The organism is Embleya sp. NPDC008237 (assembly GCF_042956465.1).
In the GTDB taxonomy this organism is placed as follows: domain Bacteria; phylum Actinomycetota; class Actinomycetes; order Streptomycetales; family Streptomycetaceae; genus Embleya.
Map to the genome: position 1 here is coordinate 564,481 of NZ_JBIBGL010000005.1, position 24,359 is coordinate 588,839.

Below are 24,359 nucleotides of genomic sequence, written 5' to 3' on the forward strand. Positions count from 1 at the left end.
GGGCGGGTCGGTCCCGGGTCGGGCTCGGTTATGGGCGGGTCGACCCGGGCCGACCCGCGGACCGCGCCGGTGACCGGAACGGGGGCCACCGGCGGGTTCTCCGCTTTTCGGGCGCGGGCCGGACATCCTCCCGCCTCCGCCCTCGTCCCAGCCATCCTCCGCGCCGCGCCACGCACGGAAACAGCCGTTCCGATGTCATCCTCGGCTAGATTCCGGACATGCCAGTGATCGCCGTCCTCGTCCTCGACGGGGTCCCGGGGCACCAGCTCACCGCACCCGGACTCGCATTCGGCACCGCCGCCCGGCATCACCCGCCGGTCGCCTACGACGTGCGAATCTGCACCGCTCCGGGCTTCGAGGCGACGGGCGGCCTCGCATCCTTCCGCATCGAGACCCCCTGGGGCCTGGACGGATTGGCGAGCCTGGACGACTCGGACACGGTGCTGCTGCCGGGACACGACCATTTCCGGGACGACCCGTCGCCGGAGATCGTCGCCGCCCTCCGTGCCGCCGCCGCGCGCGGCTGCCGGATCGGTGCGATCGGCACCGGGACGTTCACGCTCGCGGCCACCGGCCTTCTCGACGGCCGCCGCGCCGCGACCAGCCGCCGGAACACCGCGGAACTGGCCCGTCGTCACCCGCTGATCCAGGTCGACCCCGAGGGCTCGGTGGTCGCGGACGGGCCCTTCCACAGCGCCGCCGGCGTCCTCGGGGGCGTGGATCTCTGCCTCGATCTGATCACCCTGGACCACGGCATGGCAGTGGCCATCGAGACGGAACGCCAACTGTTCCTGCAACTCCACGACCCGACCGCCGACCTCGCGGGCCATTCCACGGCAAACGCGGCATGCAGCGCCTACACCCCGCCCGGCAGCAGCATCGCCCCCACCACCAGGTGGATGGAGGCCAACCTCCGACACCCCCTGACGCTGGACGACATCGCCGCCCACGCGGGCCTGGGCGTACGCAACCTGACCCGTCGCTTCCGCGCCGAAACCGGGCTCACCCCGCTCCAGTACCTGCTGCGCACCCGGATCCAACGCGCCCAATGGCTCCTCGAACGCACCGAGGACCCGGTGGAACGAATCGCCACACTCACCGGCCTCGGCACCCCCGCCAACCTCCGCCACCACTTCCAACGCCTGACCGGCACCACCCCCACCACCTACCGCACCGCCTTCCGCACCTTCGTCACCAACCTCACAGAACCCACCTGAACCACCGAACCCCCCGGGCACCCGCCCGGCAGGAACGCAAGGGCACGGGTGGAGCGGCGCGAGGCGTTCGGCAGCGAACCGAGCGGCGTACCCGGGACGGATCGGCACGCGCAGCGGGGCGGCGCCGGCCCGGCAGTGCCGCGAGCGCTCGGACCGCGTCGGCCCGAGGGGGCCCCGGCGTCTTCCTACTTGGCCTCCGCGTACGTGTCGACCACCGTGGGGATCAGTGGCAACAGCACCGGTGTATCGCCGAACACCAGCGTGCGGGCCTCGGCCGCGGCCTCGACGATCGCGGCGGACACCGCGTCCGTAAGATCGGCCGGGCTGTGCACGATGATCTCGTCGTGTTGGAAGAAGACCAGGTGCGGACGCCCCGACGGCGCCGCGTCGTACGCGGCGAGTCGGCGCCGGAGGGCGGCGAGCAGGGCCAGTGCCCAGTCCGCCGCGCTGGCCTGGATGACGAAGTTGCGGGTGAAGCGGCCACGGGCACGAGCCGACCGGACGCCGGCATCGTCGCCGCCGCGGTCGCCCCGGTCACCGGACGGTTCGCCCGTGCCACTCTCGGCCAGGTCCAGCCATTCGGAGGACGGCGGCGGGCAGGTCCGGCCCAGCCGCGAGCGCACGATGCCGCCCTCCTCGCCGGTGCGCGCCGCGGCCTCGACGTAGCCCATCGCGTCCGGGTACTGCCGCCGCAGCGTGGCCAGCAGCGGCCCGATGTCGCCGCTGGTCTGCCCGTACATCGCGCCGAGCAGGCCCAGCTTGGCCTTGGCCCGGTCGCCCTGGAAGGCCGCCTTGGCCAACGCCTCGTACAGGTCGCCGGCGGCGGCGGAACGGGCCAGGCCGGCGTCCTGGGACATCGCGGCCAGGATGCGTGGTTCGAGTTGGGCCGCGTCGGCGACCACCAACCGCCGTCCCGGGTCGGCCACGACCGCGCCGCGCAGCACCCGCGGGATCTGCAACGCGCCACCGCCGCGTCCGGCCCAGCGGCCGGTGACCACGCCGCCGACCACGTATTCGGGGCGGAACCGACCGCCACGCACCCAGGTGTCCTGCCAGGCCCAGCCGTGCGCGGCGTGCAGGCGGGCGAGTTCCTTGTACTTGATCAGCAGGTCGGCGGCCGGGTGGCCGAGATCGCGCAGGTACCACGTGCGGGTCGAGGTGAGCCGGATGCCCTGGTCGGCGAACGCCTTGATCACCTGGGTGTGCGAATCCGGGTTGAACGGCCGCCCGCCCAGCGCGGCACGCAACTGCTCGGCCAGGTCGGCGAGTCGCTGCGGCGGCGTCCCGGACACCCGGGGTCGCGCGCCGAGCAGTTCGGTGAGCAGCGCATCGTGCACCTCGACCCGCCAGGGCAGACCGTCGGCGGCCATCTCGGTCGCGACCAGGCCGCCCGCCGACTCCGCGGCGACCAGCAGCCGAAAACGCGAGCGGCGAGCCGGATCCTCGATCGCCTCGATACGGCGCAACTGGTCGGCGTGTACCGCGACCACGGCATCGAGCGCGTCGGCGCCCGCGGGCAGCCGTTGCCGGTCGGGGACGAACAGGCTGTCCTGCGCGTCGGCGGCGCCGATCGGCAGGTCGTTCGGTACGGGCAGGCCCTCGAGCCGGGCCCAGGCCGCGCCGAGCGAACGCGGCTCGCCGAACCGGCCCTCGTGCGCGAGCAACAACGACTCGACCAGCGCGAGGTCGTGGCAGCGCGCGACCCGGGTGGGCAGCAATGGTGCGTACGCGCTCTCCGCCGAAGCCCAGACCCATCTCGGCGGCACGGGCGCGGCCTCGAAATCGGCGATCGCCGCGACCAGGTCGCCGACCTGCGTGGCGGGCCCCAGTGGCACGCCGTCATCGCGCAACGGCCGGAGCCGACCTCCGTGCCCGTACGCGTCGGGCGCCATCGCCACCCGAGGCGGAACCGACCTCACCATGCCCGCAACCGCACGTCGCCGGCCGACACACCGCACCCGACCCGATCCACGACCGACCTCCTCCCGACGCATCCGATACGGACGAATCACCCACAAGCGACAGACCCGCCAACCGCCGCACCCTACCGGCCCACACCGACAACACGCGCAGTGCGGGCACGCGCGGGGTGGCCGGGCGCGAGACGGGGCGAGCGAATAGGCCGGGCAGGCGAGCGTGTCGCGGCGCACGTGGTGGGCCTTGGCTGCATCGCCACCGTCGAGGGGTGTCGCGGTGACGTGTTGCGGACTCTCGGCAAGGCAAGACAAGACAAGGCAAGGCAAGGCAAGACGCGGCGTGGCATGGCGAGGCGCTCGCGCCCGCGCCCGCGCATCTGGCGCACGTCATCGTGCTTCCGGTCCAGGAGGTGCGCGCGCGGCTTCGCTGGGCCGTGTGCGTGTCTCGCCGGGCGCTCGACCTCGGAGCCGTTTCGCTGCGGGCGGCTTGCTCGGAGTCGAGTCGGACCTCGGAGTCGAGTCGGACTGCTTCGAGTCGACTCGGACCGGAAGTGAAGGCACCCGGCTCCCTGCCCGGAGGCAGTGGATTCGGGGGCGTTAGGTTCGTGGGGTGCCGGTCGATCCGCGTGGCGGGGTCGCCTCGTGGCGGGTCGATCGCGCGAGGTCTGCACGTCGATCCGAGGAGTGTCTCCCATGGCCCGTATCCCCACCGCCGCCGTCGCCGCGGGCGGTCTGGTCGGCGGCTACGCCGTCGCCCGCTTCACGAAGAAGCGCCCGCTGGGCGGCGCGGTACTCGCCGCGGCCGGCGTGTTCGCCGCCAAGGAGTGGCGCGAGCGGGCCGGGACGCCCACCGCTGCGGCACTGACCGGGCTGTACACGATCGCGTTCGGCGCCTCCCACCCCCTCGCGAAGAAGATCGGCGCCTGGCCCTCGGTACTCGCAGTGGCCGGCACCGTCGCCGCCGCGTCGTACTCCCTCGCCGATCGCAAGGCGTGACCCACACGGCTGCCCGAGCCGGCGGCGCGAGCGCGTAGCCGCCTCGGGCGAGGGCGAGGGCGCGAGACGGGTCCCTCGCCCGAGGCGGGTGGGTTCAGCCGGCTCGACGGGTGGCGGCCACCGGACGGTGGTCCGGCACCTCCCGGGCGCCGGCCTCGGCGTCGCGCAGCAGGGTGATCAGGTCGCTTCGGGCCCTGGCCACGCGGGACCGGACCGTACCGATCGGGCAGCCCGCGATGGTGGCGGCCTCGGCGTAGCCGAAGTCCAGCACCTGGGTCAGCACGAACGCCTCCCGGCGGGCCGGGTGCAGTGCGCCGAACAGGTCGTCCAGGGCGAGCCCCTCCTCGAAGCCCGGACGGGAGATGTCCTGGCGGCGCTCGGCGACTTCGACCCAGTCCTCGACCGCGGCGGTGCGCGGCCGGGCCGCCGCCGCGCGATAGCGGTCGACGACCGTGCGACGGGCGATGGACAGCAGCCAGGTGCGGACCGAGGACGCCCCGGTGAAACGAGGAAGGGCCGTCCAGGCGCGCAGATATGTCTCCTGGGTGAGGTCGTCCGCGCTCTGTACGTCGGTCAGATACGCGACGAAGCGCCACACGTCGCGATGCGTACCCCGGACGAAGTCGTCCACGGCGTCCGGGTCGCCGGCCGCGCCCGCCAGGGCCCGTGCGGTCAGATCGAGGTCATGCACCGGATACCCCCACACCCTGGACGCGGCGCGTGGAGCGGTTCGGGCGCACGGAACGGTTCGAGGACGTCGACCCGTTCGAGAACGCGGACCGGCCCGTGGTCGTGGACCGGTCCGTGGACGACGCTCCGGTGATGAGGGCGGTGCCGTGCACGAACCGGTTCGAAGGCGTCGACCCGTTCGAGGTCGCGAACCGGTTCGAGGACGTCGACCGGTCCGAGAACGCGAACCGGCCCGTGGTCGCAGGTCGCCCGGCCGGATGCGTCGTCGCGGGTCCGTGGTCGATCGGCGCGGGGGCTTTCGCGGCCCGATCCATGGGCGAGGTGCGGTCGTCCCGCGTCGCCGGCCCGACCCGGGTCGGGTGGGTGCGGTGCGCACGGTGCGCACGATGTGCGCGGTGTCGGTCGCGCGCCGGCGGATGGTCGGCCCGGTGTGCCGGGTGGTCGGAAGGGGGCAGGGAAGTCACGTCTCACGTCCTCGTCATGCGGGCGGCGATCGATCGGCCCGAGGCGGATCGATGCCGAGCTGGTGGGCGGGACGCCCGCCGGAGCCGAGTGCGGCTCGAAAGCCGCAGGCTCGGTCTCGCCGGCGGTGCGCGGATCACCCGACGGCGCATCGGCACACGACCGGCCCGCTCGGCGCGCTGTCGGGTCGGGACCCGGCGACGGGCGAGTCGGCGCGGTGGGCGCTCCTCGGGTGGCGGGTACGCCGAGGTCCACCGACGGCGCCGCGGATGCGTTCCGGGTCGGCGTCGCGGCCTGCGCTGTGCTCGGTCGCGGCCGCTCGGCGCGAACGTGGCCCGATGTACGGGCAGACGATCACGGGCGCGGTACTCGCACTCGTGGGCACGGCGCCGACACGGACCGGACGCCCCTCGCGGGCGCGGCCCCGCGTCGTGCGACGGCCACGAACGAGTACGCACGGGCAGGCAGTCGCGAACACGCACTCGTCGACACGGCCCCGGACACGGTCACCGCGCCGAGGGCGGGGCGAACGCGACCGGGTCGTGCGGACGCACGCGGGTCGGGTGGACGGCTCAGGCGAAGAGCGCGACGGGCGGCCCGCGGCCCGGCAGCGGGCGGCAGACCCACTTGGGGATGGCCCGTTCGCCGCGATCGCGCGCGCGGGGCATCCCCGGCAGTCGGGTGGCGACCGGCGCCGTCCAGGCGCCCACCAGGGCGAGGACCACGGTGCCCGCCATCGTGGCGAGCACGCGCAGCAACCGGAAGACGGCCTTCTCACCGTGCCGCAGCCACACACCGCAGCCGATTGCGGCCAGCACGTGCGCGGCGAACATGCCGCCGGCGCCGTGGCCCAGGATCCACGTCCATGCGCCGTCGTGGTTCATCCCACCGGCAGCGGCCATGTGGTGCGTACCGGACGGCGCGCGACCGAAGCCGGCCGCCTCCGGCGATTGCCCGGCCAGGTTCGGGTCCAGGCGCATCCGGATCAGGAGTTCGGCGACCGACCGGGTCGGCGCATCGCCGGGCCGGTCGTCGTTGCACAGCAGGACCTGAAGCCACTGGTCGCGGAAGCGGGCCGCGCCGGTCGGTTCGGGAACCGGTTGGCGGGCCAGCGTGAACAACGTGTGCAGACCGGCCTGGGCGGCCAGTACCGCGCCGGTGATCACGCCGAGGCCGCGTTCGCGATCGGCCACGGCCCAGGCCAGGATGCCGATCCCGACGCCGGCGCCGACGGGCGCGGCCCAGTGCACCGGCGCATCGGACATCAACGTGTGTCCGAACAACGCGAGCAGCACGCAGATCACCGCGAACATCGCGGCGCGAACGGCTCGAAGCACGGACCGGGCAGGCATGGTGACGTCATGTTCCCATCCGCCGACCCCACCGGAACCCTCGGGTGCCCGGCCGCTTCCCGAATTTCTCCGGAATCCCTCCCGAACCACGCGCAACCACACCCGAGGCACATCGTCACCCACGCCCCGGCCGCGCCCCGACCACGCCCGGTCGCGCCGCGCCCGAGACCGCGCGCGAACGGACCCGGAGGGCTCCGACCTTTCCCGAGCAATCCATGACATGGCCCGCCCGTCCCGGGCGATTCGGCCAATTCCCGCTCCCCCGCAGGAATCCCGGCCGACAGGGAACCGGAGATCACCGCCGCCCGACTACCGGGATGCCCGCGCCCGACCCGCGTGCAGCCCTCGTCCCGCCGTTCGACCCCTGGAGCCCGATTCATGCCCGTGTTCGCCGGCGGACCCGACGCCCGGAACCGCCCCTGGCCCCTGTCGTTGCGTACCGCCGCGCGTGCCGCCGCCGACGGGGCCTCGGGACCGACCCGGTCGACCTCGGCTGCCCGTACCGTGCTCGCCTTCCTCGGCCTGCTCCTGCTGTTGTTCGTCGTCGCGTTCGCGGTCGGCCGCCAGGCCGGACCCGTGGCGCCCGATCTGCGCAAGCCGGGTCCGCCCCGAGCACCGGTACCGATGGGCGAGGAGGGAGGCGGCGGACACGGCCGGATGGGACTCGGCGAACCCGCGGGCGCGGCGCCCGCTCTCGCGCTCGGCGCACCCGTCCGCGTGGCGGCCGCCCTTGCGCGCGGCGGAGGTGCGCTGTGACCACCTCGGCGGCACTGCTCACCACCGACGTCACCGTCTCCGGGATGACCTGCGGCGCCTGCGTGAATCGCATCGAACGGCGATTGGCCCGACTGGACGGGGTCAGCGCGACGGTCAACCTGGCCACCGGCCGGGCGCGGGTGCTGCACCCCGCGTCGGTGCCCGTGGTGGCCCTGCTGGCGGCGGTCACCGAGGCCGGCTTCTCGGCGACCGTGGCAACGGCGACGCCCACCGCGGCCCGACCGGCCGGCGCCGAGGAGGCGGACCACGGCCGACGGGACCTGCTGTCGACCGCCGCGCTCGCGATCCCGGTCCTGGTGTTGTCCATGGTGCCCGCCTGGCAGTTCACCAACTGGCAGTGGTTGTGCCTGATGCTGGCCGCGCCGGTGGCGACCTGGGGTGCATGGCCCTTCCACCGGCGGGCCCTGCACGGGCTGCGCTATGCGGGCGCGACCATGGACACCCTGGTCAGTCTGGGTGTGCTCGCCGCGTTCGGATGGTCCCTGTGGGCGCTGTTCGTGGGCGGCGCGGGCGAACCCGGAATGCGGATGGCGTTCAGCCTGGTCTCCTCCGGGACCGACGCCGAGGCCCACTCCTATCTCGAAGTCGCGGTGGCCGTACCCCTGTTCGTGCTGTTCGGCCGCCGACTGGAGGAGCGGGCGCGGCGACGCACCGGATCGGCGGTGCGCGAGTTGGCCGCGCTGGTCCCGGACGAGGCGGCGGTACTGCACCCGGGCCGGGGCGGCCGGGAGGTCGAGGTGACCGTGCCGACCGCGTCCTTGACGGTCGGTCAGGTGTTCGTGGTGCGTCCGGGCGACCGGGTCCCGGCGGACGGGGTCGTGGTCGAGGGTCGCTCCGCGTTGGACGTGTCCCACCTGACCGGGGAGAGCCGGCCGATGGAGGTCGGCCCGGCGGACCCGGTTCCCGGCGGAAGCGTCAACGAGGGCGGTCGGTTCACCGCACGCGCCACGGCGGTCGGCGCGGACACCCGGCTCGCCCGGATCACCGCCGCGGTCGAGGAAGCCCAGGCCGGCAAGACCGGCGCACAGCGCCTGGCCGATCGCATCGCGGGCGTGTTCGTGCCGTCCGTGCTGGCGACGGCGGTGACCGTGCTGGGGTTCTGGCTCGGCGCGGGCGGCGATCCGCAGGCCGCGGCCGGCGCGACGATGGCCGTATTGGTGGTCGCCTGCCCGTGCGCACTGGGTCTGGCCACGCCCACCGCGATCCTGGCCGCGACCGGCCGCGGGGCCCGAATGGGCGTACTGATCCGCGAACCCACCGCCCTGGAACGGCTGCGCCGCGTGGGCACCATCGTGGTGGACAAGACGGGCACGCTGACCACGGGCGGCATGAGCCTGCTGCGCCACGAGCCGGCCCCCGGCATGGCTGCGGGCGAACTGTTGTCCCTGGTCGGCGCGGTCGAGGCCGCGTCCGCGCATCCCATCGGTCGGGCCGTGGCCCGGGCCGCGACCGAGCGGTTCGGCGCGTTGCCGCCGGTGGCCGACTTCGCGGCCGAACCGGGCACCGGTGTACGCGGCCTGGTGGAGGGGGCACGGGTGGCGGTGCTGCGACCGGGCGCCGAGGACGTCACGTCGTTGCCGGCCAACCTGCGGGCGGCTCTGTCCGAGGCGGATGCGGCCGGGGACACCGCCGTACTCGCCACCGTGAACGGCACTCCGGCGGGGGTGTTGGTGCTGGGCGACGCGGTGCGTCCGGAGGCGGCCGGCGCGATCCGGGCACTGGGCCGGCTCGGCATCACGGTGGTCCTGGCCACCGGCGACCGTCCGGGGCCGGCCCGCGCGATCGCCGACGCGGTGGGCATCGACGAGGTACTGAGCGAGTTGGATCCGCACGACAAGGCCGAACTGGTCCGGGGCCTGCGCCAGGACCAGCCCGACCGGGCGATCGCGGTGGTCGGCGACGGCATCAACGACACCATCGCGCTGGGCGAGGCGGACCTGGGCATCGGGATGGGCGGCGGTACGGCCGCGGCGATCGGCGCGGCGGACGTCACGCTGGTCGGCGACGACCTGACCGCGCTCGCCGACGCGATCCGGCTCTCCCGGCGCACGACCGGCACCATCCGAGCCAATCTCGGCTGGGCATTCGGCTACAACGTGGTGCTGATCCCGATCGCGATGACCGGCCTGCTCAACCCGATGTCGGCCGCGGCGGCGATGTCGGTCAGTTCGCTGGCGGTGGTGGGCAACAGCCTGCGACTGACCCGGTTCCGCACCGACCGCCGTCCCGACCAGCACACCGACCGCGGCGCGGCCCCCCGACCGGGTCGCCGCGCCGCCTCCCGCGCCGATCGCGGCGCCGATTCCCGCTCCGACCGCCACTCCGACGACACGAACCAGGATCAGACGTGAAGCCCCTCGCCCTGCTCGAGACGGTCGCCGGCCCCCTCGTGGCAGCCGCCCTCGCACTGACCCTGCTCACCGCCTGGACCGCCGGCGGACAAGCCGGCAGCGCCCCGAAGCTCGCGATCAGCGACGGCCGCGTGCACATGGCGACCAACGCCGACGCGACCTCCGCCTACTTCACCATCCGCAACTCCGGCGCCGCCGACGACGAACTCGTCTCGGTCAGCACCCCGATCAGCACCGACGTGGGATTCAGCTTCCACACCTACACCGGCTACGCAGGCAGGATGTGGATGACCGAGTCCCTGCCGATCCCGGCCGACGGCCTTCTGGGCATGACCGCGAGCGGCGCCAACATCATGCTGGGGAGCCCGCCCAGGCTCACCCCTGGTCAGATCGTCCCGTTCACCCTCCGCTTCCGGCACAGCCCGCCGATCCACACCACGGCCGTCGTCGTCCGCCCCGGCACCTGGACCCCGGCCAAGACGACCTGACCCGAAGTGGGCATCGCCGGTCGGCATCGCCCGCCCGGTCGTCGCCACGGAAGGCGGCCGGCACCGGCGACCCGCCCCGGCGCGGGGCCGGTATGCGATCGGCGACAATGGGAGATCACCCGAGTGCGCGTCCGAGCGGCGGCTCGCGGCATCCCCGATCCGGCAGGAGTCCCCATACCGTGTCCGACCAGCGCGAATCCTCCGCACCCGGCCGGGACCCGGGCCTCGTCGACGAACGAGCCGACAGCCTCCGCGCCGACTGCGCGAACTGCTTTGCGCTGTGCTGTGTCGCGCCCGCCTTCGCCGCCTCGGCGGACTTCGCCATCGACAAGCCCGCCGGCCGCGCCTGCCCCAATCTGCGCTCGGACGACTTCGGCTGCGGCGTGCACACCCGCCTGCGGGACATCGGCTTCTCCGGCTGCACGGTCTACGACTGCTTCGGGGCGGGGCAAAAGGTCGCCCAGGTCACCTACGCGGGGCAGGACTGGCGTCGGGCGCCGCACACCGCGAAGCAGATGTTCCGGGTGTTCCCGATCATGCGGGACCTGCACGAACTGCTCCGGTATCTGCACGAGGCACAGGCACCGGCAGCGGCGCGCCCGATCCGGGCCGAGCTGCGGGCCGCCTACGCGGACACCGAGCGGCTCACCCTCGGCGAGCCCGCCGAGCTGCTCCGGATCGACATCGGAGCGCTGCGGCAACAACTCAACCCGCTGCTGCTGCGGGCCGGCGAGCTGGTCCGGGCGGGTGTCGGGGGCAGAAAGAAGGACCACCGAGGTGCGGACCTGATCGGTGCCCGGCTCAAGGGGGCCGACCTGCGCGGCGCGAACCTGCGCGGGGCCTACCTGATCGGCGCCGACCTGCGCGGTGCGGACCTGCGGCTCGCCGACGTGATCGGCGCCGACTTCCGCGACGCGGACCTGCGCGGTGCGGATCTCACCGGCGCCCTCTACCTGATCCAGTCCCAACTCGACGCCGCCAAGGGCGACTCCCGCACCATCCTCCCGCCGACCCTCACCCGCCCCGCCCACTGGACCACGTGACCCGGATTCGGACCCGGGAGACATGACCGGCCCGCGTCATCCCGGTCGGCCCGGGGCTCGCCCCGCGCAGCCGCGGCTACCGAGCCGGGGGCGGGCCGCTCGGGAGCGGCCCGGTCGTGGGCCCGGGCAACGCGCGCGCCCGGTCGTCGGTCCGGTCGCCGTCGCCGTCGGTCATGACGCCCGACCCTGCCGGGCGTTCCCGAGGAGTTCGTGAGAGCCGACTGAACCGCCGATGTTCGCGGTCGGTTCGGGTGACTCACCCGTCCCGCGTGTCGTACACCCGCCGCACCTGGTACACCCCGGCCGCGACCCGATTGGACCGGGCCCGCAGGACCGGCGCGAGACAGGCCGGCCACACCGTCGTTCGGGACCAGATCACCCCGGCGAGCAGGGCCGGGTCGACCGGGTCCAGTCGGGACAGGTCCACGCCCGAAGCGTCGACCGCCTCGGCCCGGACGTCGTCCTCCAGGCACGTCGCGAGCCGGACCGCCGCTGCGACCGCCGCGAACACGGCCGTGCCGGGGATCGCGGCGGGTGGCGCCGACCCGTCGGGCTCGGACAACTCGCGCAGGAGACCCTGGGTCGTGTCCAGCGCGCGCCCGGTGTCCGACAGTGCCGTCCCGAGCGCCTCGGCGAGCGCGGTCGGCCGCGGGGACATGGAACTCGACAGGTGGACGAGCCGGTCGTCCAGCCCGCGCGCGTGACCGGCGGCCAGTGACAGCGCGATCAGCGCCTCCGGTCGCCGCTGCCACGCGCCGCCCGTGAGCAGCGAGTCGAGCACCAGGAACGCGCGTCGCACCGCCTCCCCGAGCCCGAGCACCGCGGTGTGCATCTCCCGGGTTCGTACCCGCAGTTCGATCGCGACCGCGACCGGCGCCCGGTCGGCCGGCGGGCCCGGATCCGGGGCAGGCGGGCCCTCGCGGTCGAACGTGTACAGCGTCCGGCCCATCGCGTCCGCGAAACGGGTCCAGGCGTGGCCCTCGGATGGCGAATCGGTGATGCCGCCCACGGCCGACAGGATGCGCGCGTCGCAGTCGGTGAACGCGCTTCGCTCCTCGTCGGAAATGCTCATGAGCCGCCTCCTGCTGTGACATGTCTCGAATCGCAAGTCGAACCGCACGTCGAACCGCACGTCGAACCAGAGAACCGAACAGAAAGGCACCGTGCATAATTCGAACACGAACCGGACACAACCGGAAGGCCGGGCACGAAAAGCGGCCGGAAAACACCGGCGTTCGACCCGGATCCACAGGACGACCGGCCTGACCGGCGGGGAATGCGGGGATGAGAAAGGCGCTTCTTGAACAAAGCCGCAGGCTTATCCTCGTAGCTCACGATATCAGCCACGGGGTGATTTCCTCCATGCGCGAGACACCCACGGTTACCGCATGAATCATCCGCGTGACCTTTGCCCGCCGGGCGTACGCGCGGCGCACGTGCGACGCGAAATACCCGACACCGAACACCGGGACACCGGGACACCGGACATCCGAACACCGACGACCCGCGCGCCGAGATCTCGATCTCGTGCGCCCAGGCCGCCGAACCGCCGGCCCCGACCCGGCTCGCCGTAGCCGAGTCCCCCGGGCCCACCGACTCCCCGGTGACCCGACACACCCAACGCGCGCACGCACGCAACGCAGGCGCAACGCACGCCATTCACCCGATCCACCCGGCCCGGCCCGCGTCGCCCGGGGCGGGTCACACGCGACGCATCCGGCAAAGCGGCGCCCGTCACCGCACCTACGCTTCCGCACAGGGCCGCGCCGGTCGCCGGCACACCTCGGCCGGGACGCTCAGGCTCGGCCGAGCACATATTCGAGCGTGTCCGAACGGGCCCGGCCCAGCACGCTCTCCCGCAGCGCCTCGGCGAACTCCTCTACGGTGACCACCCCGTCGCCGTCCGCGTCCATCGCGTGCAGCCACCCGATCCGATGCGTGTCCGCACTGTCCGGACCGAGCAGCCGCGCGTAGTCGGCCTGATCGATGCGACCGTCCCCGTCCCGGTCCACCGCGGCGGCCACCCGGACCATCAACGCGGCCATCGCGGCGCCCGGCGCGGCCTCGGCGAGCACCCGGTACTCGTCGGCGTCGAGCACGCCGTCCCCGTTCGCGTCCACCGTCGCGCGCAACTCGTCCCACCACGCGTGAAAGGCCGCGTACATGACCTCCTCGTCCACCGCGGCCAGGTCCAGTCGATCGCTGAACACCCGGGCGAGTGCGGCCAGATCGGGCCAGGACAACACCCCGTCGCCGGTCTGGTCCAGGATCCGCACGAACAGGTCGGCGAGTTGCGTGGCCGGATCGCCCGAGCGAACGCGCGGGCCGAATCGGCGCAGCCCGCGCCCGGCCTCCCGCCTCGCCGCGATATAGGTCGCCGCGAGCGGCATGTACACCCACTTCGTCGGCAGCAGGTCGCTTGCCACCGCGGCGGTCCGACACGCGAGCGAGACCACGGTGCGGGCGCCGAACGGGACCCGGCCGCGCTCGCCGAGCCGCTCCCGGTAGTCGGGCGGCAGGGTGGTCGCCACGGCGGTCCGGATCGCGGTGCCCAGCACCGCGCACCCGGCCGACCACACCGCCTCGGGGACGAAGGACAACTGCGCCGGCGCGGGCAGCCGACCGAGCGCGTCCAGGAGTTGCTCGACGCCGTGTCCGGCCACCAGCTTCTCGCGCACGATCTCGTCGAACCAGACCCGGAATTCCGGCACCGTGCCCGGCATCTCACTCGCCGGCACCCCCAACTGGAGCCCCACCAGCAGCCATTCCGCGTACAGCTCGGCCTGCCGCTCGTCGTCGAGCGGATCACCGCCGAGCTCGCACATCAGCACCATCGCGTCGAACACGGTCAGGTGCACCCACGCCTGCGCCTCGGGGTCGAGCGCCGAGTACGTCCGGCCGTCCGGATCCACGCCGTTGATGTGCCCGTGCAGCCGGCGCAGCCGGGCCGCCTCGCGCTCGCGGTCCGCCCGGTCCTGGTAGAGCAGTCGCTGGAGGCTGAGCAGGGTCTGCTCGACCCGCCGCCACGGATGCCGCCGATATGTGGAGAACTCCACCACACCGGCACCGACCACCGGATGCGCGGTCTCCAGCACGATCGCCCGACCGATGGTGGTCAGCAGGCGCCATTGGCCCAGATAGCGCCAGGAGAGCGACCCGGCGCCGGGGAAACGTTCGGGGTCGTCCGGCATTCGGGGAGTGTCCGACATGTGGGCCTCTTTCGCCGATCGGATGGTAGTCGTGACGATACAATCGGTCACCATTCGCCGTGGTCGTTCCGGAAAACCGCCGGACTCCGACTGCGGGCGGGCCGCGCCCACGTGTTTCGGACGCGGTCCCGGTCCACCTCACCGAGACTGGAAGGGCAGGCTCCGGCCCGTACCGCCGGCGCCGGCCGGGCCACCGCCGAGGAGGGCAGCCGGATGGCAACCGTGATGGCCGAGAAGACGATGTCGCTGGACGGGTTCATCGCCGACCCGTCGGACGACGTGGCGCACCTGTTCGGGTGGTACTCGAACGGGAACGTGGAGACGCCCGCGCCGGGCGGCGGGATGACGTTCCGCACCTCGGAGGCCAGCGCCCGGCACCTGCGCGAGCTGTTCGTCAACACGGGGGCGGTCGTGACCGGACGCCGGTTGTTCGACCACACCGACGGGTGGGGCGGCAGCCATCCGATCGGCGTGCCGGTGTTCGTGGTGACCCACCACATACCCCACGGCTGGGTCGACGCCCATCCGCACGCACCGTTCACGTTCGTCACCACCGGCGTGCGGGACGCGGTCGCACGGGCCCGGGCGGCGGCGGGCGACCTGTCGGTGGGGGTGGGCGGCGCGGACATCGTGCGCCAGTGCCTGAACGCGGGCCTGGTCGACGAGATCGTGGTCAACCTGGTACCGGTGTTGTTGGGCGCGGGTATCCGCTTCTTCGACCATCTCGCCGACACCCCGGTCGAGTTGGCGGCGACCCGGGTGATCGAGGGCCGGCGGGTCACGCACCTGTACTTCCGGGTGGTCCACCCGACCTGAGGGCGCGCCCGCGAGTCAGCGCAACACCGCCGCCAACTCCTCGACGGTGGCTGCCCACGCGTGCGGCGGTGCCGCCGCAAAGCCCACCAGCACGCCCTGTTCCGCGGCCGGCCCGTGCCACAACTCGCGCAGTCCGCGCAGGGCCATCCCGCGCTCCGCGCTGCGCGCCAGCACCCGATCCTCGGCCGGCCCGCCCGCCGGGAACGTGATCAGCACGTGCAGCCCGGCCGGCACGCCGCACAACCGCAGTACGCCCGCCCGCCGTTCCGCCTCGAACCGGCGCACCAGGTAGGCCCGCCGACGGCGGTAGCTCAGCCGCGCGGCGCGCACGTGCCGGTCGTAGTCGTGCCGGGCGATCAGGTCGGCCAGGACGAGTTGGCCCAGCCCCTGGGTGTGCCAGTCGGCTCGGAACTTGGCCCGCACCACCGGTTCGACCAGATGCCCGGGCAGCGCCATCCAGGCCAGCCGCAGGCCCGGCCCGAGCGTCTTGGACACCGATCCGCAGTAGGCGACGTGCTCCGGGGCCATGCCCTGGAGCGCGCCGATCGGCTGCCGGTCGTAGCGGAACTCGCCGTCGTAGTCGTCCTCCACGATCAACCCGCCGCTCGCGCGTGCCCACGCGCACATCTCGTGCCGCCGTGCGGGCCGCAGCGGGACGCCGGTCGGGTACTGGTGCGCCGGGGTGAGTACGACCGCGCCCATCGCCGGGTCGACCGGCCGGTCCAACCGCGCGCCCTGGGCGTCCACCGGCAGCGGCAACACCGTCGGCCCGGCGCGGCGAAACACGTCGCGGTACACGTCGTGCCCGGGGTCCTCCATGCCCACCGCGCGCACCCCGGCCTCCGCCAACACGCTCGCGAGCAGGCCGGCCGACTGGTAGAAGCCGGACGTGATCACGATGCGGTCGGGCGTGGTCAGCACCCCGCGGGTACGCCCGAGGTGTGCGGCCAGCGCGATGCGCAGTTCCAGCCGGCCCTGCGGATCGCCCACCCCGTGCACGTCGGCCGGCGCCGCGGTGCTCAGCACCCGGCGGGTGGACCGCAGCCAGGCCGAGGTCGGGAAGGCGGACACGTCCGGCATGCCGGGCCGCAGGTCGAATCGGGGCGCGGCCGGCGCGGACGCACCCTTCGCCGTGTCCCGGGCGGTCGGCTCGGGCAGGTCCGCGACGCGGGTCGCGGCGCCCTGACGCGCGATCAGGTACCCCTCCGCGACCAGTTGGTCGTAGGCGGCGGTCACCGTCCCGCGGGCGAAGCCCAACTCGGCGGCCAGCCCACGCGTGGACGGCAGCGGAGTACCCGGCGCCAGCCGCCCGGCCCGTACCGCCGCCCGCAGCGCGCGCTCCAGGCCGACGCGGCGACCCTCCGCGGTGTCCACCTCGACGTGCAGGTCGATCGCGTCGACGGGGGAACTGGACCAGTCCTCGAACATTTCACTGGATCTTAACGATGGTCCGGTGGCCCGCGTAGCGTCGCCTTCATCGCGGCCCGCTACACCGGAACCACCGCATCCGCCTCCCGCAAGGACTCCCGCATGATCGTGTTCGCGCACCTCAGTGACACCCACCTCGACGGCGGCCCGCACGCGGCCGAGCGCACCCGGGCGGCCATGGCCCACCTGAACGCGCTCCCCCATGACCTGGACGCGGTGCTGGTCACCGGCGACATCGTGGACAACGGCCTGGCCGCCGAATACGACGAGGCGCGGGCCCTGCTGGTGTCCCGGCACCCGGTGCTGATCCTGCCCGGCAATCACGACGTCCGCGGGCCGTTTCGGGTGGGACTGTTCGACGAGCCCGCAACGGACGAGCCGATCAACCGGGTGCACCACACGGCCGGCGGCGCGGTGTTCGCGCTGTGCGACTCGTCCGTTCCGGGCCGCGCGGACGGCCTGCTGGCCGACGAGACGCTGTCCTGGTTGACCGGTGTGCTGGACGAAACCCCGTCCACCACACCGGTGTTCGTGGCCTTCCACCACCCGCCGGTGGAGTTGGGCAGCCCGGAGATCGACCGGATCCGCCAGTTCGGCGCCGAGCGGCTGGCCGACGTGGTGGCCGGGCGCCCCAACGTGGCGGGTCTGCTGTGCGGGCACGCGCACACCCCGGCGGCCACCACGTTCGCCGGCAAGCCGTTGATCGTGGCACCCGGCGTGGTGTCCACGATCAACCTGCCGTGGGAGCGGGCCGACGACGACTCCCCGTTCGTCGACGCGAAGTTGCCGCCCGCGCTGGCGTTCCACGTGCTCGACGACCGGGGTCGACTGACCACACACTTCCGCACCGTGCTCTGATCGCCCGATAGCGTGCCGCGGGTACGCCAACGGAGCGAAGGGGGCGCCGATGTTCGGACGACAGCGGCAGGACACGGGGAGCACGGTCGCGGCGGACTTCGCGGTGGGGCCGGTGCGGGTCCGCGCGGCGGCGGGCACCGTGGTGGGCAACAGGTATCGGGCCAACTTCGACGTGCTCGCCCTGGAGCCGGACCTGCGGCTGGCCGCGGTCGCCGACGGCATGGGCGACGGTCCCGGCAGCACGGCGGCCGGCCGGATCACGATGAGCGCATTCACCACCGCGATCCGCCGGGCCTCGACCGAGGGACCCGGGGCCGGTCCGGCGGCGCTGCGCGCGAGTGTGGCCGGCATCCAGGACCTGGTGCTGGCCGAGGCCGCGGGCCTGACCGGTTTCACCGGATGCACGCTCACCGCGCTGCTCGCCGAACCCGACGTCCCGCCCGGTTCCGACGAGGCCGCCGCGTGGCTGGTCCAGATCGGCGACTCGCGCGCATATCGGCTGCGGGCCGGGCAGTTGGACCTGCTGACGGTCGATCACACCGAGGCGTGGCTGGGCGCGTTGTACGGCTGGTACCCGGCCGACTCGGCACAGGCCGCCGCCGCGCGCTATCGACTCAGCCGCTACGTCGGACATCCCGGTCGCCCCGAGCCCGATGTGCTGAACGTGAGCCTGCGGCCGGGTGATGTGTACCTGCTGTGCACCGACGGCGTCGCCGAACAGGTCGACTACCGCCCGCTCGGCGCCCTGTTGGCCGCTCCCGAGGCGCCCACCACGATCGTTCCCCGGCTGCTCGCGGCAACCCTGGAGGCGGGCGGCCGGGACAACGCGACCGCGATCGTGTTGTGCGTCGATCGGCGCGCGGATCACCCCGCGGAGAACTCCCCGGCCTGAACGCTCGTCGTCGCCCGCACGTTCGTACCGGGCTCGGCCCGTTCATCGCCACGCGCCCGGTACTCCGCGAGGTGGGCGACCAGGAGTGCGGTCGTTTCGCGCGGTTGCTCGACCGAGGGCAGGTGGCCGGCCCAGGGCAGTTCGACGTGCCGCGCGTTCGGCAGCGCCCCGGACAACTCCGCGGCGATCCGGCGGAAGTCCGCCAGGTCGTGCGCGCCGGAGACGACCAGGCACGGCGCGGTGATCGCGGACGGGTCGACGTCGACGTCGGGCACGCGCGGGGCGGACAGGGAGCCGGCGGCGAGCCGTTGGTCGAAGACGTCGCGCTGCATCACGCCCACCTGATAGCGGGTCAGCGCGTCCGCCGCGGGCCCCAACCGGGTGTCCACCACGAACTCCACCGCACCGGCCACGTCGCCGGCCGCCAGGAGTGCCCGCTCGCGGGCCTCGATCGCGCGCAGCGCGGGGGACGGGGTGTGGCCCGGGCGGCCGGCGCACAGCAGCACGAGCGAGTCGACCCGATCGGGTCGGCGGGCGGCGAGTTCCAGCGCCACGGTGCCGCCGTGGGACGAGCCGATCAGGGTCGCGCGGGCGATCCCGAGCGTGTCGAGCAGGTCGAGCACGTCGTCCGCGTCGCGCCGCGGGTCGGTGGTGGGCGGCGTGCGTCCGAAACCGGACAGGTCCGGCCGCACGACCCGGTACCCGGCGTCGATCAGCACCGACCATTGGGGATCCCACATCCGCCGGTCGCAGACCGACGAGTGCAGCAACACCACGACCGGCCCGGCACCGTCCCCGTCATGCGCAAGCGTCATGCCGCCGACTGTAGTGGCCTGTCCGACCCGGACGACCGGTTCTCGGCCGGCGCGCGGCTCCCTCCCGGCGGATTCCAGGCTTCGCGGTGCTCCGTGCGAGGATTTCCGAACGTGCGGTAGCCCCCACCGAGCGAAGGACGAGCGCGATGCGCGACGAGAAGATCAGCGAATACCTGGACCGCCTCGCCGACCGGGTACCGGCGCCGGGGGGCGGGGCCGCCGCCGCGCTGCACGCGGCACAGGCGGCCGCGCTGCTGGGGATGGTCGCCCGGTACACCACCGGCGACAAGTACGCCGAGCACGCCTCCTCGATCACCGAGGTGATCGCGCTCACCGACGAACTGCGGGCGGTGGCACTGCGGTTGGCCGAAGAGGACGCGGCCGCATTCACCGCGGTGACCGAGGCGTACAAGCTGCCCCGGGACACCGAGGAGGCCAAGGCCGTGCGCTCGGCCACGATCGCCGCCGCACTGGTCGGCGCGGCCAAGCCGCCGGCCGAGGTGCTCGTGGTGGCCGCCGCGTGCATCGAACTGGCCGAAAAGCTGCTGCCGATCGGCAATCCCAACGTGATCACCGACGTGGCCGCGGCGGCCGAGGCGGCGCGGGCGGCGGCGACCACCGCACGGGTGAACATCGAGATCAACCTCGGCGGGATCCGGGACGAGCAGGCCCGCATCGAACTCACCACGCAGGCCACGCGGGTGGACGGCCTCGCCACGCGCGCCGATCGGATCACCGCAGCCGTGCGCAAGGAGATCGTCCGATGACCGCGACCGTGCTCTCCGGCAGGGACCTCGCCGCTGCGATCCGCGCCGAGACGGCCACCCGGGCCGCGCTGCTCGCCGAGGCGGGCTCCCCGGTCACCCTCGCGGTCGTGGTGGCCACGGCCGACGAGTCCAGTGCGTGGTACGTGCGTTCGATCGCCGGAGCCGCCGCGAAGGTCGGCATCACGTGCGACGTGGTCGACCTGGGCGCGGACGCGACCGTGGAGGCGATCCGCGGCACGTTGGAGGCGCTCGGCGCGGACGACGGTGTGCACGGGATCATCCTGCAGACCCCGCTGCCGGCCGGCGCGTCCCTGGAGGACCTGGCCGGCGCGATCGCCTTCGGCAAGGACGTGGACGGCGCCAACCCGCTCTCGCTGGGCCGACTGGCCGCCGGACTGCCCGCGTTCGCTCCGGCCACGGCCGAGGCGGTGGTGGCGATCCTGGATCACCACGGCATCGAACTCGGCGGCCGGCACGTCGCGGTGGTCGGCCGTTCGACGGTGGTCGGCAAGCCCGCCGCGCACCTGCTCCTGGACCGCAACGCCACGGTCACCATCTGCCACTCGCGGACCAAGGACCTGGCCGGCCTGACCTCGACGGCGGACGTGCTGGTCGCCGCGGTCGGCCGGCCCGGGCTGATCACCGCCGCGCACGTCGCGCCCGGCGCGGTCGTGGTCGACGTGGGCACCAACCCCACCGCCGACGGCGGCCTGGTCGGCGACGTGGACACGACGTCCGTGGCAGCGGTGGCCGGCGCGCTCACCCCCGTGCCGGGCGGCGTGGGACCGGTGACGACGGCGCTGCTGCTGAGCCACACGGTGCGCGCGGCGGCATCGCCCTGAGCCGTGGGCGTGGGCCGTGGGCCTGTGGGGTCGTGGAGCTGTGGCCGTCGGTCGGTCGCGGCCTGTGGCCGGTGCCCTCGGACGCCGGACGGGCTGACCGACGCTCGGCTCGCCCGTTGTGCACGAGGCGGCACGGGGCGGCCGGTTCGAGGATCGACACCGGGTGCGTTCGGACGGCACGGTTGCGGTTCGGGTCGGGGTCGGCCCGGGTCGTGGTCGGCCCGGGGCGTCGAAAGGTCACCAGCGGGCGATGCGGCGGCCGTCTCGTTCGTGCCAGCGGCCCGGGAGGTCGATGATCTCGGCGCCGGCGGCGCGCAGGCGTTCGGCCGTGGCCCGGGCCCGTTCCGGATCGAGGGCGAACACCCACGGACCCGGTATCAGCACCGTCCGCACCACACCGGCGATCACGTTGGCCAGCAGGTTCTCCAACTCCGGCTGCTTCTCGCGCGAGGAGACGCCGTTGTCCAGACACACCACCGGCCGGCTCAGCCCCAGGCCCTGCGCGTACGCGGTCAGCGCGTTGCGATGGGCGGCCATCTCCCAGGGGTCACGGGGATAACACCGCAGGTAGGCGACGGGCGCGCCGACGTACGGAGGGGAGACGGTCGTCATGGCGACTGATTCCTTTCCGGCGATCGGCACGGACCCGCGGTCCCGCCTGGGCGCCAGTCAACACCGTTCGACCCGAAAGGTCTATACCAATATTGTCATCTCGGGGTAACTCCCGGGGACCGGCCGGCCGCGCCCTCCGCGCGGGCCCGTTCGCCGGCCCGAAGACGTACCGTGAACAGATGAGCACCAACGATCCGGGCGGCCCCGGTGGAGGGGGTGCCACCCCGTCCGGGCCGGTTCCGTCCCAGCGCCGTCGACGCAAGCGCTACTTCGTGATGATGGGCATCTGCCTGCTGCTGTTCCTGCTCGCCGGCACGGTGGTCTACCGCTGGTCGTTCCCGGCCGCCGCGGGCATGACCATCGTCGCGATGGCGATCCCGCCCTTCGCGGTGATCGTGGCCAACCGTCGCGAGCGCGGCGACCGCTGGTGGGACGAATAGTCCCTGCGGTCACGATGCCGTCCGGTCGTCGGTCGCGGGTCACGGGTCACGGGTCACGGGTCACGGAATCGTCCCGACGCGGTGACAACCGCGCGGACCACGAACCGCGGCAACTGCCCGGCCCGTCCCAGGTATCGACTCGCGATCGCGCGGGCGAGGGGAGGGTGGCCGAGATGCCCATCGATTCGGGTATGCAGGCGGCACGGCAGGCTCGGGCGTTCCGGAACGACGTCGACCGGCGGGCCTTCCGGGAGCGGATGTCCGCCGCCGATCGGCGGCGCCGGCGCAGCGGGCGTTCGGGCGTCGGCGGCGTGCTCCTGCTGCCGGTGGTGATCTGCGCGGTGATTTTCGCCGCGAAATACCCGGACCAGGCAAACGACTTGGTCGACCGGGCCCGGCCGGTGCTGGACCTGGTCCTCGGCCCGCTCGACGACCTGCGCTGACCCGACCGCGACACCGACGCGGAGCCGCGGTCCCGGATCGGCCGACCGGGCAAGGGCGCGCCGTACCGGCCCGGTTCGAGGAAAGCCGGACAACCGGGCAGTAGGGTCGGTGCCCGAGCCGCGGGTGCCGTGCGGCCGTCGAACGCGGAGCCGGACCGTCGGGCCTTCGGGCCGGGAGAGGACGTCGTCATGGGACCAGTCATCGCGGTCACCGGAGCGAGCGGGCAGATCGGCGGCCGGGTCGCCCGCCGGCTCGCCGAGGCCGGCACGGCGCAGCGTCTGGTGGGTCGGGATCCGTCCCGGCTGCCCGAGTTCGACGGCGCGGTGCACGCCCCGCCCGCGTCGTACGGCGACGCGGCGGCGATGCGGCGGGCCCTGGAGGGGGCGGACACGCTGTTCCTGGTCTCGGCCCGCGAGAGCGCCGATCGGGTCCGTGAGCACATCTGCGCCGTGGACGCCGCGGTCGCGGTCGGCGTCCGGCGGATCGTCTACGTGTCGTTCCAGAGCGCGGCGCCGGATGCCACGTTCACGTTCGCGCGCGACCACTGGCACACCGAGCAACACATCCGCGACACCGGGCTGCGGCACACGTTCCTGCGCGACAGTCTGTACCTGGCCGTACTGCCCGCCATGGTCGGCGCCGACGGGACCATTCGCGGCCCCGGCGGGCAGGGGCGGGTCGCGGCGGTGGCGCACGACGACATCGCGGACGCGGCGGCGGCCGTACTGCTCGGCGGCGACGCGCACGACCACCTCACCTACGACCTCACCGGTCCCGAGGCGATCACCCTCGCGGAGGCGGCGGCCGAGCTGACCCGCTTCACCGGGCGACTGATCGAGTACGTCCCGGAGTCCCGGGACCAGGCCTACGCCTCCCGCGCGCAGTACAACGCGCCGGCCTGGGAGATGGCGGGCTGGGTGACCTCGTACGAGGCGATCGCCACCGGCGAGATGGCCAAGGTCTCCACCGCGGTCCCGATGCTGACCGGCCGGCCCGCGCAGAACCTGGCCGGCTACCTGACCACCCATCCGCAGTCCTGGGAGCACCTCAAGGCGTAGGACCCGCCCCGGTGCCACCAGTGCCCGGGCCCGCCTCGGCGACTCCCCCGACCGGCCGTGCCCGGGTGCGGCCGGCTCCCGGGCCGGGTCTGCTGGGGCCATGCATCCCAAACACCCGATCATCGAGCTGACCGAGCTGCTGATGCGCGAGACGGACCTGCCGCAGGATCGTGCGAATGCCCTGGTGCAACGCATCTGGGACGCGGGCGTGGCCGAGGGCACCCGCCGGATGACGGAGGATCTCGCCGCCGCCAACCGGGAAGCCGAGGAACTGCGCCGCGCGCTCGACGACGAGTGACCGGGGCCCGGGAGGGTCCTGCTGCGGTACGCCGAAGACGTGGTGTCCCCGCTCGGGGCCGGATTGGGACACCACGCCGGTGTGCGGCGCGCGCGCCGCGCCCCCGGGACCTGTCCTCCATCCCGCGTCGGGCTCCGCGGCGTCCGGGACCGTGCGTCGGCGTGCCGGGCAACGCGCGCATGGTGCTATTCGGGTGTTCCACCGAGGCGGCGAGGTGAGCGCAGCGAGGAGCCCGAAGGGCGCATGCCGGGTGTCGGCGTCGCGGTGCTCGGCGAGGGTCGAGGACAGCCCCTCAGCGGAGGACAGCCCCTACAGCGGCAGCGTGCCCGCGAGCGGGTTGACCGTGTTCAGGTTGTTCAGACCGTCCGGGTAGACGGCGCTCGGGACGCCGGCGACCCGGCCGGTGTTCGGCGTCGGTTCCTGCGCATGGGCGGCGGAGGCGCCGCAGGACACGGCGAGGGCGGTGCAGGCCAGGGCGGCGGTGGCGAGGCGCTTGATCATGTCCCGCCCAACGAGGCCGCGTGCACTTGGTCACCGCGGCGCCCGCCGAGACGTCCCGGTTCACCTGTTCGGCGTTCGTAGTCCGCC

24 protein-coding genes are annotated in these 24,359 nt (G+C 73.7%); 15 read left to right on the plus strand and 9 right to left on the minus strand.

The genetic code is table 11. The annotated features are described in order from the left end of the window. The first annotated feature begins 218 nt into the window (after positions 1–218). The gene (locus ACFZBU_RS16205) at positions 219–1,217 is read left to right on the plus strand and encodes a GlxA family transcriptional regulator (protein WP_391584201.1); all 999 of its coding nucleotides are present in this window, start codon (positions 219–221) and stop codon (positions 1,215–1,217) included. A gap of 185 nt (positions 1,218–1,402) precedes the next feature. On the opposite strand, the gene ACFZBU_RS16210 is transcribed toward ACFZBU_RS16205, so the two are convergent. Next, on the minus strand, positions 1,403–3,109 hold the full coding sequence (locus ACFZBU_RS16210; RefSeq protein WP_391584357.1) for a bifunctional 3'-5' exonuclease/DNA polymerase: 1,707 nt from the start codon (positions 3,107–3,109) through the stop codon (positions 1,403–1,405). Positions 3,110–3,826: 717 nt separating this feature from the next. On the opposite strand from ACFZBU_RS16210, the gene ACFZBU_RS16215 reads away from it, so the two are divergent. Continuing rightward, entirely contained in the window at positions 3,827–4,129 is a 303-nt protein-coding gene (locus ACFZBU_RS16215; RefSeq protein ID WP_391584202.1) for a hypothetical protein, read from the plus strand. Positions 4,130–4,223: 94 nt separating this feature from the next. Here ACFZBU_RS16215 and ACFZBU_RS16220 read toward each other — a convergent pair whose 3' ends face one another. Together ACFZBU_RS16220 and ACFZBU_RS16225 are read right to left on the minus strand one after the other, a co-directional pair. Next, entirely contained in the window at positions 4,224–4,820 is a 597-nt protein-coding gene (locus tag ACFZBU_RS16220; RefSeq protein WP_391584203.1) for a sigma-70 family RNA polymerase sigma factor, read from the minus strand. A 1,033-nt stretch (positions 4,821–5,853) separates the two neighbouring features. Next, positions 5,854–6,633 (minus strand): hypothetical protein, encoded by a 780-nt coding sequence (locus ACFZBU_RS16225; protein ID WP_391584204.1) that lies wholly within the window; start codon positions 6,631–6,633, stop codon positions 5,854–5,856. 378 nt (positions 6,634–7,011) lie between these two features. Between ACFZBU_RS16225 and ACFZBU_RS16230 the strand changes: the two genes are divergently transcribed. The 4 genes from ACFZBU_RS16230 to ACFZBU_RS16245 all read left to right on the plus strand — a co-directional run bounded on the left by ACFZBU_RS16230 (position 7,012) and on the right by ACFZBU_RS16245 (position 11,292). Beyond that, positions 7,012–7,389: a hypothetical protein gene (locus ACFZBU_RS16230; protein WP_391584205.1), complete on the plus strand. Its 378-nt coding sequence runs from the start codon at positions 7,012–7,014 to the stop codon at positions 7,387–7,389. Further along, the gene (locus ACFZBU_RS16235) at positions 7,386–9,761 is read left to right on the plus strand and encodes a heavy metal translocating P-type ATPase (protein ID WP_391584206.1); all 2,376 of its coding nucleotides are present in this window, start codon (positions 7,386–7,388) and stop codon (positions 9,759–9,761) included. Before ACFZBU_RS16230 ends, ACFZBU_RS16235 begins: the two co-directional genes overlap by 4 nt. Then, entirely contained in the window at positions 9,758–10,249 is a 492-nt protein-coding gene (locus ACFZBU_RS16240) for a copper chaperone PCu(A)C (RefSeq protein WP_391584207.1), read from the plus strand. The genes ACFZBU_RS16235 and ACFZBU_RS16240 overlap by 4 nt, the downstream gene beginning before the upstream one ends. A gap of 179 nt (positions 10,250–10,428) precedes the next feature. Continuing rightward, on the plus strand, positions 10,429–11,292 hold the full coding sequence (locus ACFZBU_RS16245; RefSeq protein ID WP_391584208.1) for a pentapeptide repeat-containing protein: 864 nt from the start codon (positions 10,429–10,431) through the stop codon (positions 11,290–11,292). A 256-nt stretch (positions 11,293–11,548) separates the two neighbouring features. On the opposite strand, the gene ACFZBU_RS16250 is transcribed toward ACFZBU_RS16245, so the two are convergent. Continuing rightward, positions 11,549–12,364, minus strand: coding sequence for a hypothetical protein (locus ACFZBU_RS16250; RefSeq protein WP_391584209.1), 816 nt, complete (start codon positions 12,362–12,364; stop codon positions 11,549–11,551). A gap of 724 nt (positions 12,365–13,088) precedes the next feature. Then, complete coding sequence (locus ACFZBU_RS16255) at positions 13,089–14,501, minus strand: oxygenase MpaB family protein (RefSeq protein ID WP_391584210.1); 1,413 nt, start codon at positions 14,499–14,501, stop codon at positions 13,089–13,091. 213 nt (positions 14,502–14,714) lie between these two features. On the opposite strand from ACFZBU_RS16255, the gene ACFZBU_RS16260 reads away from it, so the two are divergent. Then, the gene (locus ACFZBU_RS16260; protein WP_391584211.1) at positions 14,715–15,317 is read left to right on the plus strand and encodes a dihydrofolate reductase family protein; all 603 of its coding nucleotides are present in this window, start codon (positions 14,715–14,717) and stop codon (positions 15,315–15,317) included. A 15-nt stretch (positions 15,318–15,332) separates the two neighbouring features. Here ACFZBU_RS16260 and ACFZBU_RS16265 read toward each other — a convergent pair whose 3' ends face one another. Further along, complete coding sequence (locus ACFZBU_RS16265; protein WP_391584212.1) at positions 15,333–16,745, minus strand: PLP-dependent aminotransferase family protein; 1,413 nt, start codon at positions 16,743–16,745, stop codon at positions 15,333–15,335. 102 nt (positions 16,746–16,847) lie between these two features. Here ACFZBU_RS16265 and ACFZBU_RS16270 point away from each other — a divergent pair, with 102 nt between their 5' ends. Further along, positions 16,848–17,603 carry a metallophosphoesterase gene (locus tag ACFZBU_RS16270; protein WP_391584213.1) on the plus strand — a complete coding sequence of 252 codons (756 nt, stop codon included), beginning with the start codon at positions 16,848–16,850 and terminating at the stop codon, positions 17,601–17,603. A 49-nt stretch (positions 17,604–17,652) separates the two neighbouring features. Next, positions 17,653–18,495, plus strand: coding sequence for a PP2C family protein-serine/threonine phosphatase (locus ACFZBU_RS16275; RefSeq protein ID WP_391584214.1), 843 nt, complete (start codon positions 17,653–17,655; stop codon positions 18,493–18,495). On the opposite strand, the gene ACFZBU_RS16280 is transcribed toward ACFZBU_RS16275, so the two are convergent. Then, a complete protein-coding gene (locus ACFZBU_RS16280) occupies positions 18,468–19,310 on the minus strand; it encodes an alpha/beta fold hydrolase (RefSeq protein WP_391584215.1) in 843 nt (280 codons plus the stop codon). The genes ACFZBU_RS16275 and ACFZBU_RS16280 overlap by 28 nt on opposite strands. 146 nt (positions 19,311–19,456) lie before the next feature. On the opposite strand from ACFZBU_RS16280, the gene ACFZBU_RS16285 reads away from it, so the two are divergent. Then, positions 19,457–20,077 (plus strand): cyclodeaminase/cyclohydrolase family protein, encoded by a 621-nt coding sequence (locus ACFZBU_RS16285; protein WP_391584216.1) that lies wholly within the window; start codon positions 19,457–19,459, stop codon positions 20,075–20,077. Next, a complete protein-coding gene (locus tag ACFZBU_RS16290) occupies positions 20,074–20,919 on the plus strand; it encodes a bifunctional 5,10-methylenetetrahydrofolate dehydrogenase/5,10-methenyltetrahydrofolate cyclohydrolase (protein ID WP_391584217.1) in 846 nt (281 codons plus the stop codon). Before ACFZBU_RS16285 ends, ACFZBU_RS16290 begins: the two co-directional genes overlap by 4 nt. Before the next feature lie 237 nt (positions 20,920–21,156). Here the strand turns inward: ACFZBU_RS16290 and ACFZBU_RS16295 are convergent, their stop codons facing one another. Continuing rightward, on the minus strand, positions 21,157–21,531 hold the full coding sequence (locus ACFZBU_RS16295; RefSeq protein ID WP_391584218.1) for a hypothetical protein: 375 nt from the start codon (positions 21,529–21,531) through the stop codon (positions 21,157–21,159). A gap of 179 nt (positions 21,532–21,710) precedes the next feature. On the opposite strand from ACFZBU_RS16295, the gene ACFZBU_RS16300 reads away from it, so the two are divergent. The 4 genes from ACFZBU_RS16300 to ACFZBU_RS16315 all read left to right on the plus strand — a co-directional run bounded on the left by ACFZBU_RS16300 (position 21,711) and on the right by ACFZBU_RS16315 (position 23,771). Continuing rightward, positions 21,711–21,971, plus strand: a complete 261-nt coding sequence (locus tag ACFZBU_RS16300) for a DUF3099 domain-containing protein (RefSeq protein WP_391584219.1) — start codon at positions 21,711–21,713, stop codon at positions 21,969–21,971. A 173-nt stretch (positions 21,972–22,144) separates the two neighbouring features. Continuing rightward, the gene (locus tag ACFZBU_RS16305) at positions 22,145–22,414 is read left to right on the plus strand and encodes a hypothetical protein (protein ID WP_391584220.1); all 270 of its coding nucleotides are present in this window, start codon (positions 22,145–22,147) and stop codon (positions 22,412–22,414) included. Positions 22,415–22,603: 189 nt separating this feature from the next. Then, positions 22,604–23,473 carry an NAD(P)H-binding protein gene (locus ACFZBU_RS16310; RefSeq protein ID WP_391584221.1) on the plus strand — a complete coding sequence of 290 codons (870 nt, stop codon included), beginning with the start codon at positions 22,604–22,606 and terminating at the stop codon, positions 23,471–23,473. Positions 23,474–23,573: 100 nt separating this feature from the next. Continuing rightward, positions 23,574–23,771 carry a hypothetical protein gene (locus tag ACFZBU_RS16315; RefSeq protein ID WP_391584222.1) on the plus strand — a complete coding sequence of 66 codons (198 nt, stop codon included), beginning with the start codon at positions 23,574–23,576 and terminating at the stop codon, positions 23,769–23,771. A gap of 309 nt (positions 23,772–24,080) precedes the next feature. On the opposite strand, the gene ACFZBU_RS16320 is transcribed toward ACFZBU_RS16315, so the two are convergent. Further along, the gene (locus ACFZBU_RS16320) at positions 24,081–24,272 is read right to left on the minus strand and encodes a hypothetical protein (protein WP_391584223.1); all 192 of its coding nucleotides are present in this window, start codon (positions 24,270–24,272) and stop codon (positions 24,081–24,083) included. Between the last annotated feature and the right edge of the window lie 87 nt (positions 24,273–24,359).

Bases quoted from the DNA above. Each gene is read 5' to 3' on its own strand.
- ACFZBU_RS16225 (WP_391584204.1), bottom strand. From the start codon at position 6,633: ATGCCTGCCCGGTCCGTGCTTCGAGCCGTTCGCGCCGCGATGTTCGCG.
- ACFZBU_RS16310 (WP_391584221.1), top strand. From the start codon at position 22,604: ATGGGACCAGTCATCGCGGTCACCGGAGCGAGCGGGCAGATCGGCGGC.
- ACFZBU_RS16280 (WP_391584215.1), bottom strand. From the start codon at position 19,310: ATGACGCTTGCGCATGACGGGGACGGTGCCGGGCCGGTCGTGGTGTTG.
- ACFZBU_RS16260 (WP_391584211.1), top strand. From the start codon at position 14,715: ATGGCAACCGTGATGGCCGAGAAGACGATGTCGCTGGACGGGTTCATC.
- ACFZBU_RS16250 (WP_391584209.1), bottom strand. From the start codon at position 12,364: ATGAGCATTTCCGACGAGGAGCGAAGCGCGTTCACCGACTGCGACGCG.
- ACFZBU_RS16305 (WP_391584220.1), top strand. From the start codon at position 22,145: ATGCCCATCGATTCGGGTATGCAGGCGGCACGGCAGGCTCGGGCGTTC.
- ACFZBU_RS16285 (WP_391584216.1), top strand. From the start codon at position 19,457: ATGCGCGACGAGAAGATCAGCGAATACCTGGACCGCCTCGCCGACCGG.
- ACFZBU_RS16265 (WP_391584212.1), bottom strand. From the start codon at position 16,745: ATGTTCGAGGACTGGTCCAGTTCCCCCGTCGACGCGATCGACCTGCAC.
- ACFZBU_RS16215 (WP_391584202.1), top strand. From the start codon at position 3,827: ATGGCCCGTATCCCCACCGCCGCCGTCGCCGCGGGCGGTCTGGTCGGC.
- ACFZBU_RS16255 (WP_391584210.1), bottom strand. From the start codon at position 14,501: ATGTCGGACACTCCCCGAATGCCGGACGACCCCGAACGTTTCCCCGGC.
- ACFZBU_RS16275 (WP_391584214.1), top strand. From the start codon at position 17,653: ATGTTCGGACGACAGCGGCAGGACACGGGGAGCACGGTCGCGGCGGAC.
- ACFZBU_RS16320 (WP_391584223.1), bottom strand. From the start codon at position 24,272: ATGATCAAGCGCCTCGCCACCGCCGCCCTGGCCTGCACCGCCCTCGCC.
- ACFZBU_RS16270 (WP_391584213.1), top strand. From the start codon at position 16,848: ATGATCGTGTTCGCGCACCTCAGTGACACCCACCTCGACGGCGGCCCG.
- ACFZBU_RS16295 (WP_391584218.1), bottom strand. From the start codon at position 21,531: ATGACGACCGTCTCCCCTCCGTACGTCGGCGCGCCCGTCGCCTACCTG.
- ACFZBU_RS16300 (WP_391584219.1), top strand. From the start codon at position 21,711: ATGAGCACCAACGATCCGGGCGGCCCCGGTGGAGGGGGTGCCACCCCG.
- ACFZBU_RS16230 (WP_391584205.1), top strand. From the start codon at position 7,012: ATGCCCGTGTTCGCCGGCGGACCCGACGCCCGGAACCGCCCCTGGCCC.
- ACFZBU_RS16315 (WP_391584222.1), top strand. From the start codon at position 23,574: ATGCATCCCAAACACCCGATCATCGAGCTGACCGAGCTGCTGATGCGC.
- ACFZBU_RS16290 (WP_391584217.1), top strand. From the start codon at position 20,074: ATGACCGCGACCGTGCTCTCCGGCAGGGACCTCGCCGCTGCGATCCGC.
- ACFZBU_RS16205 (WP_391584201.1), top strand. From the start codon at position 219: ATGCCAGTGATCGCCGTCCTCGTCCTCGACGGGGTCCCGGGGCACCAG.
- ACFZBU_RS16210 (WP_391584357.1), bottom strand. From the start codon at position 3,109: ATGGCGCCCGACGCGTACGGGCACGGAGGTCGGCTCCGGCCGTTGCGC.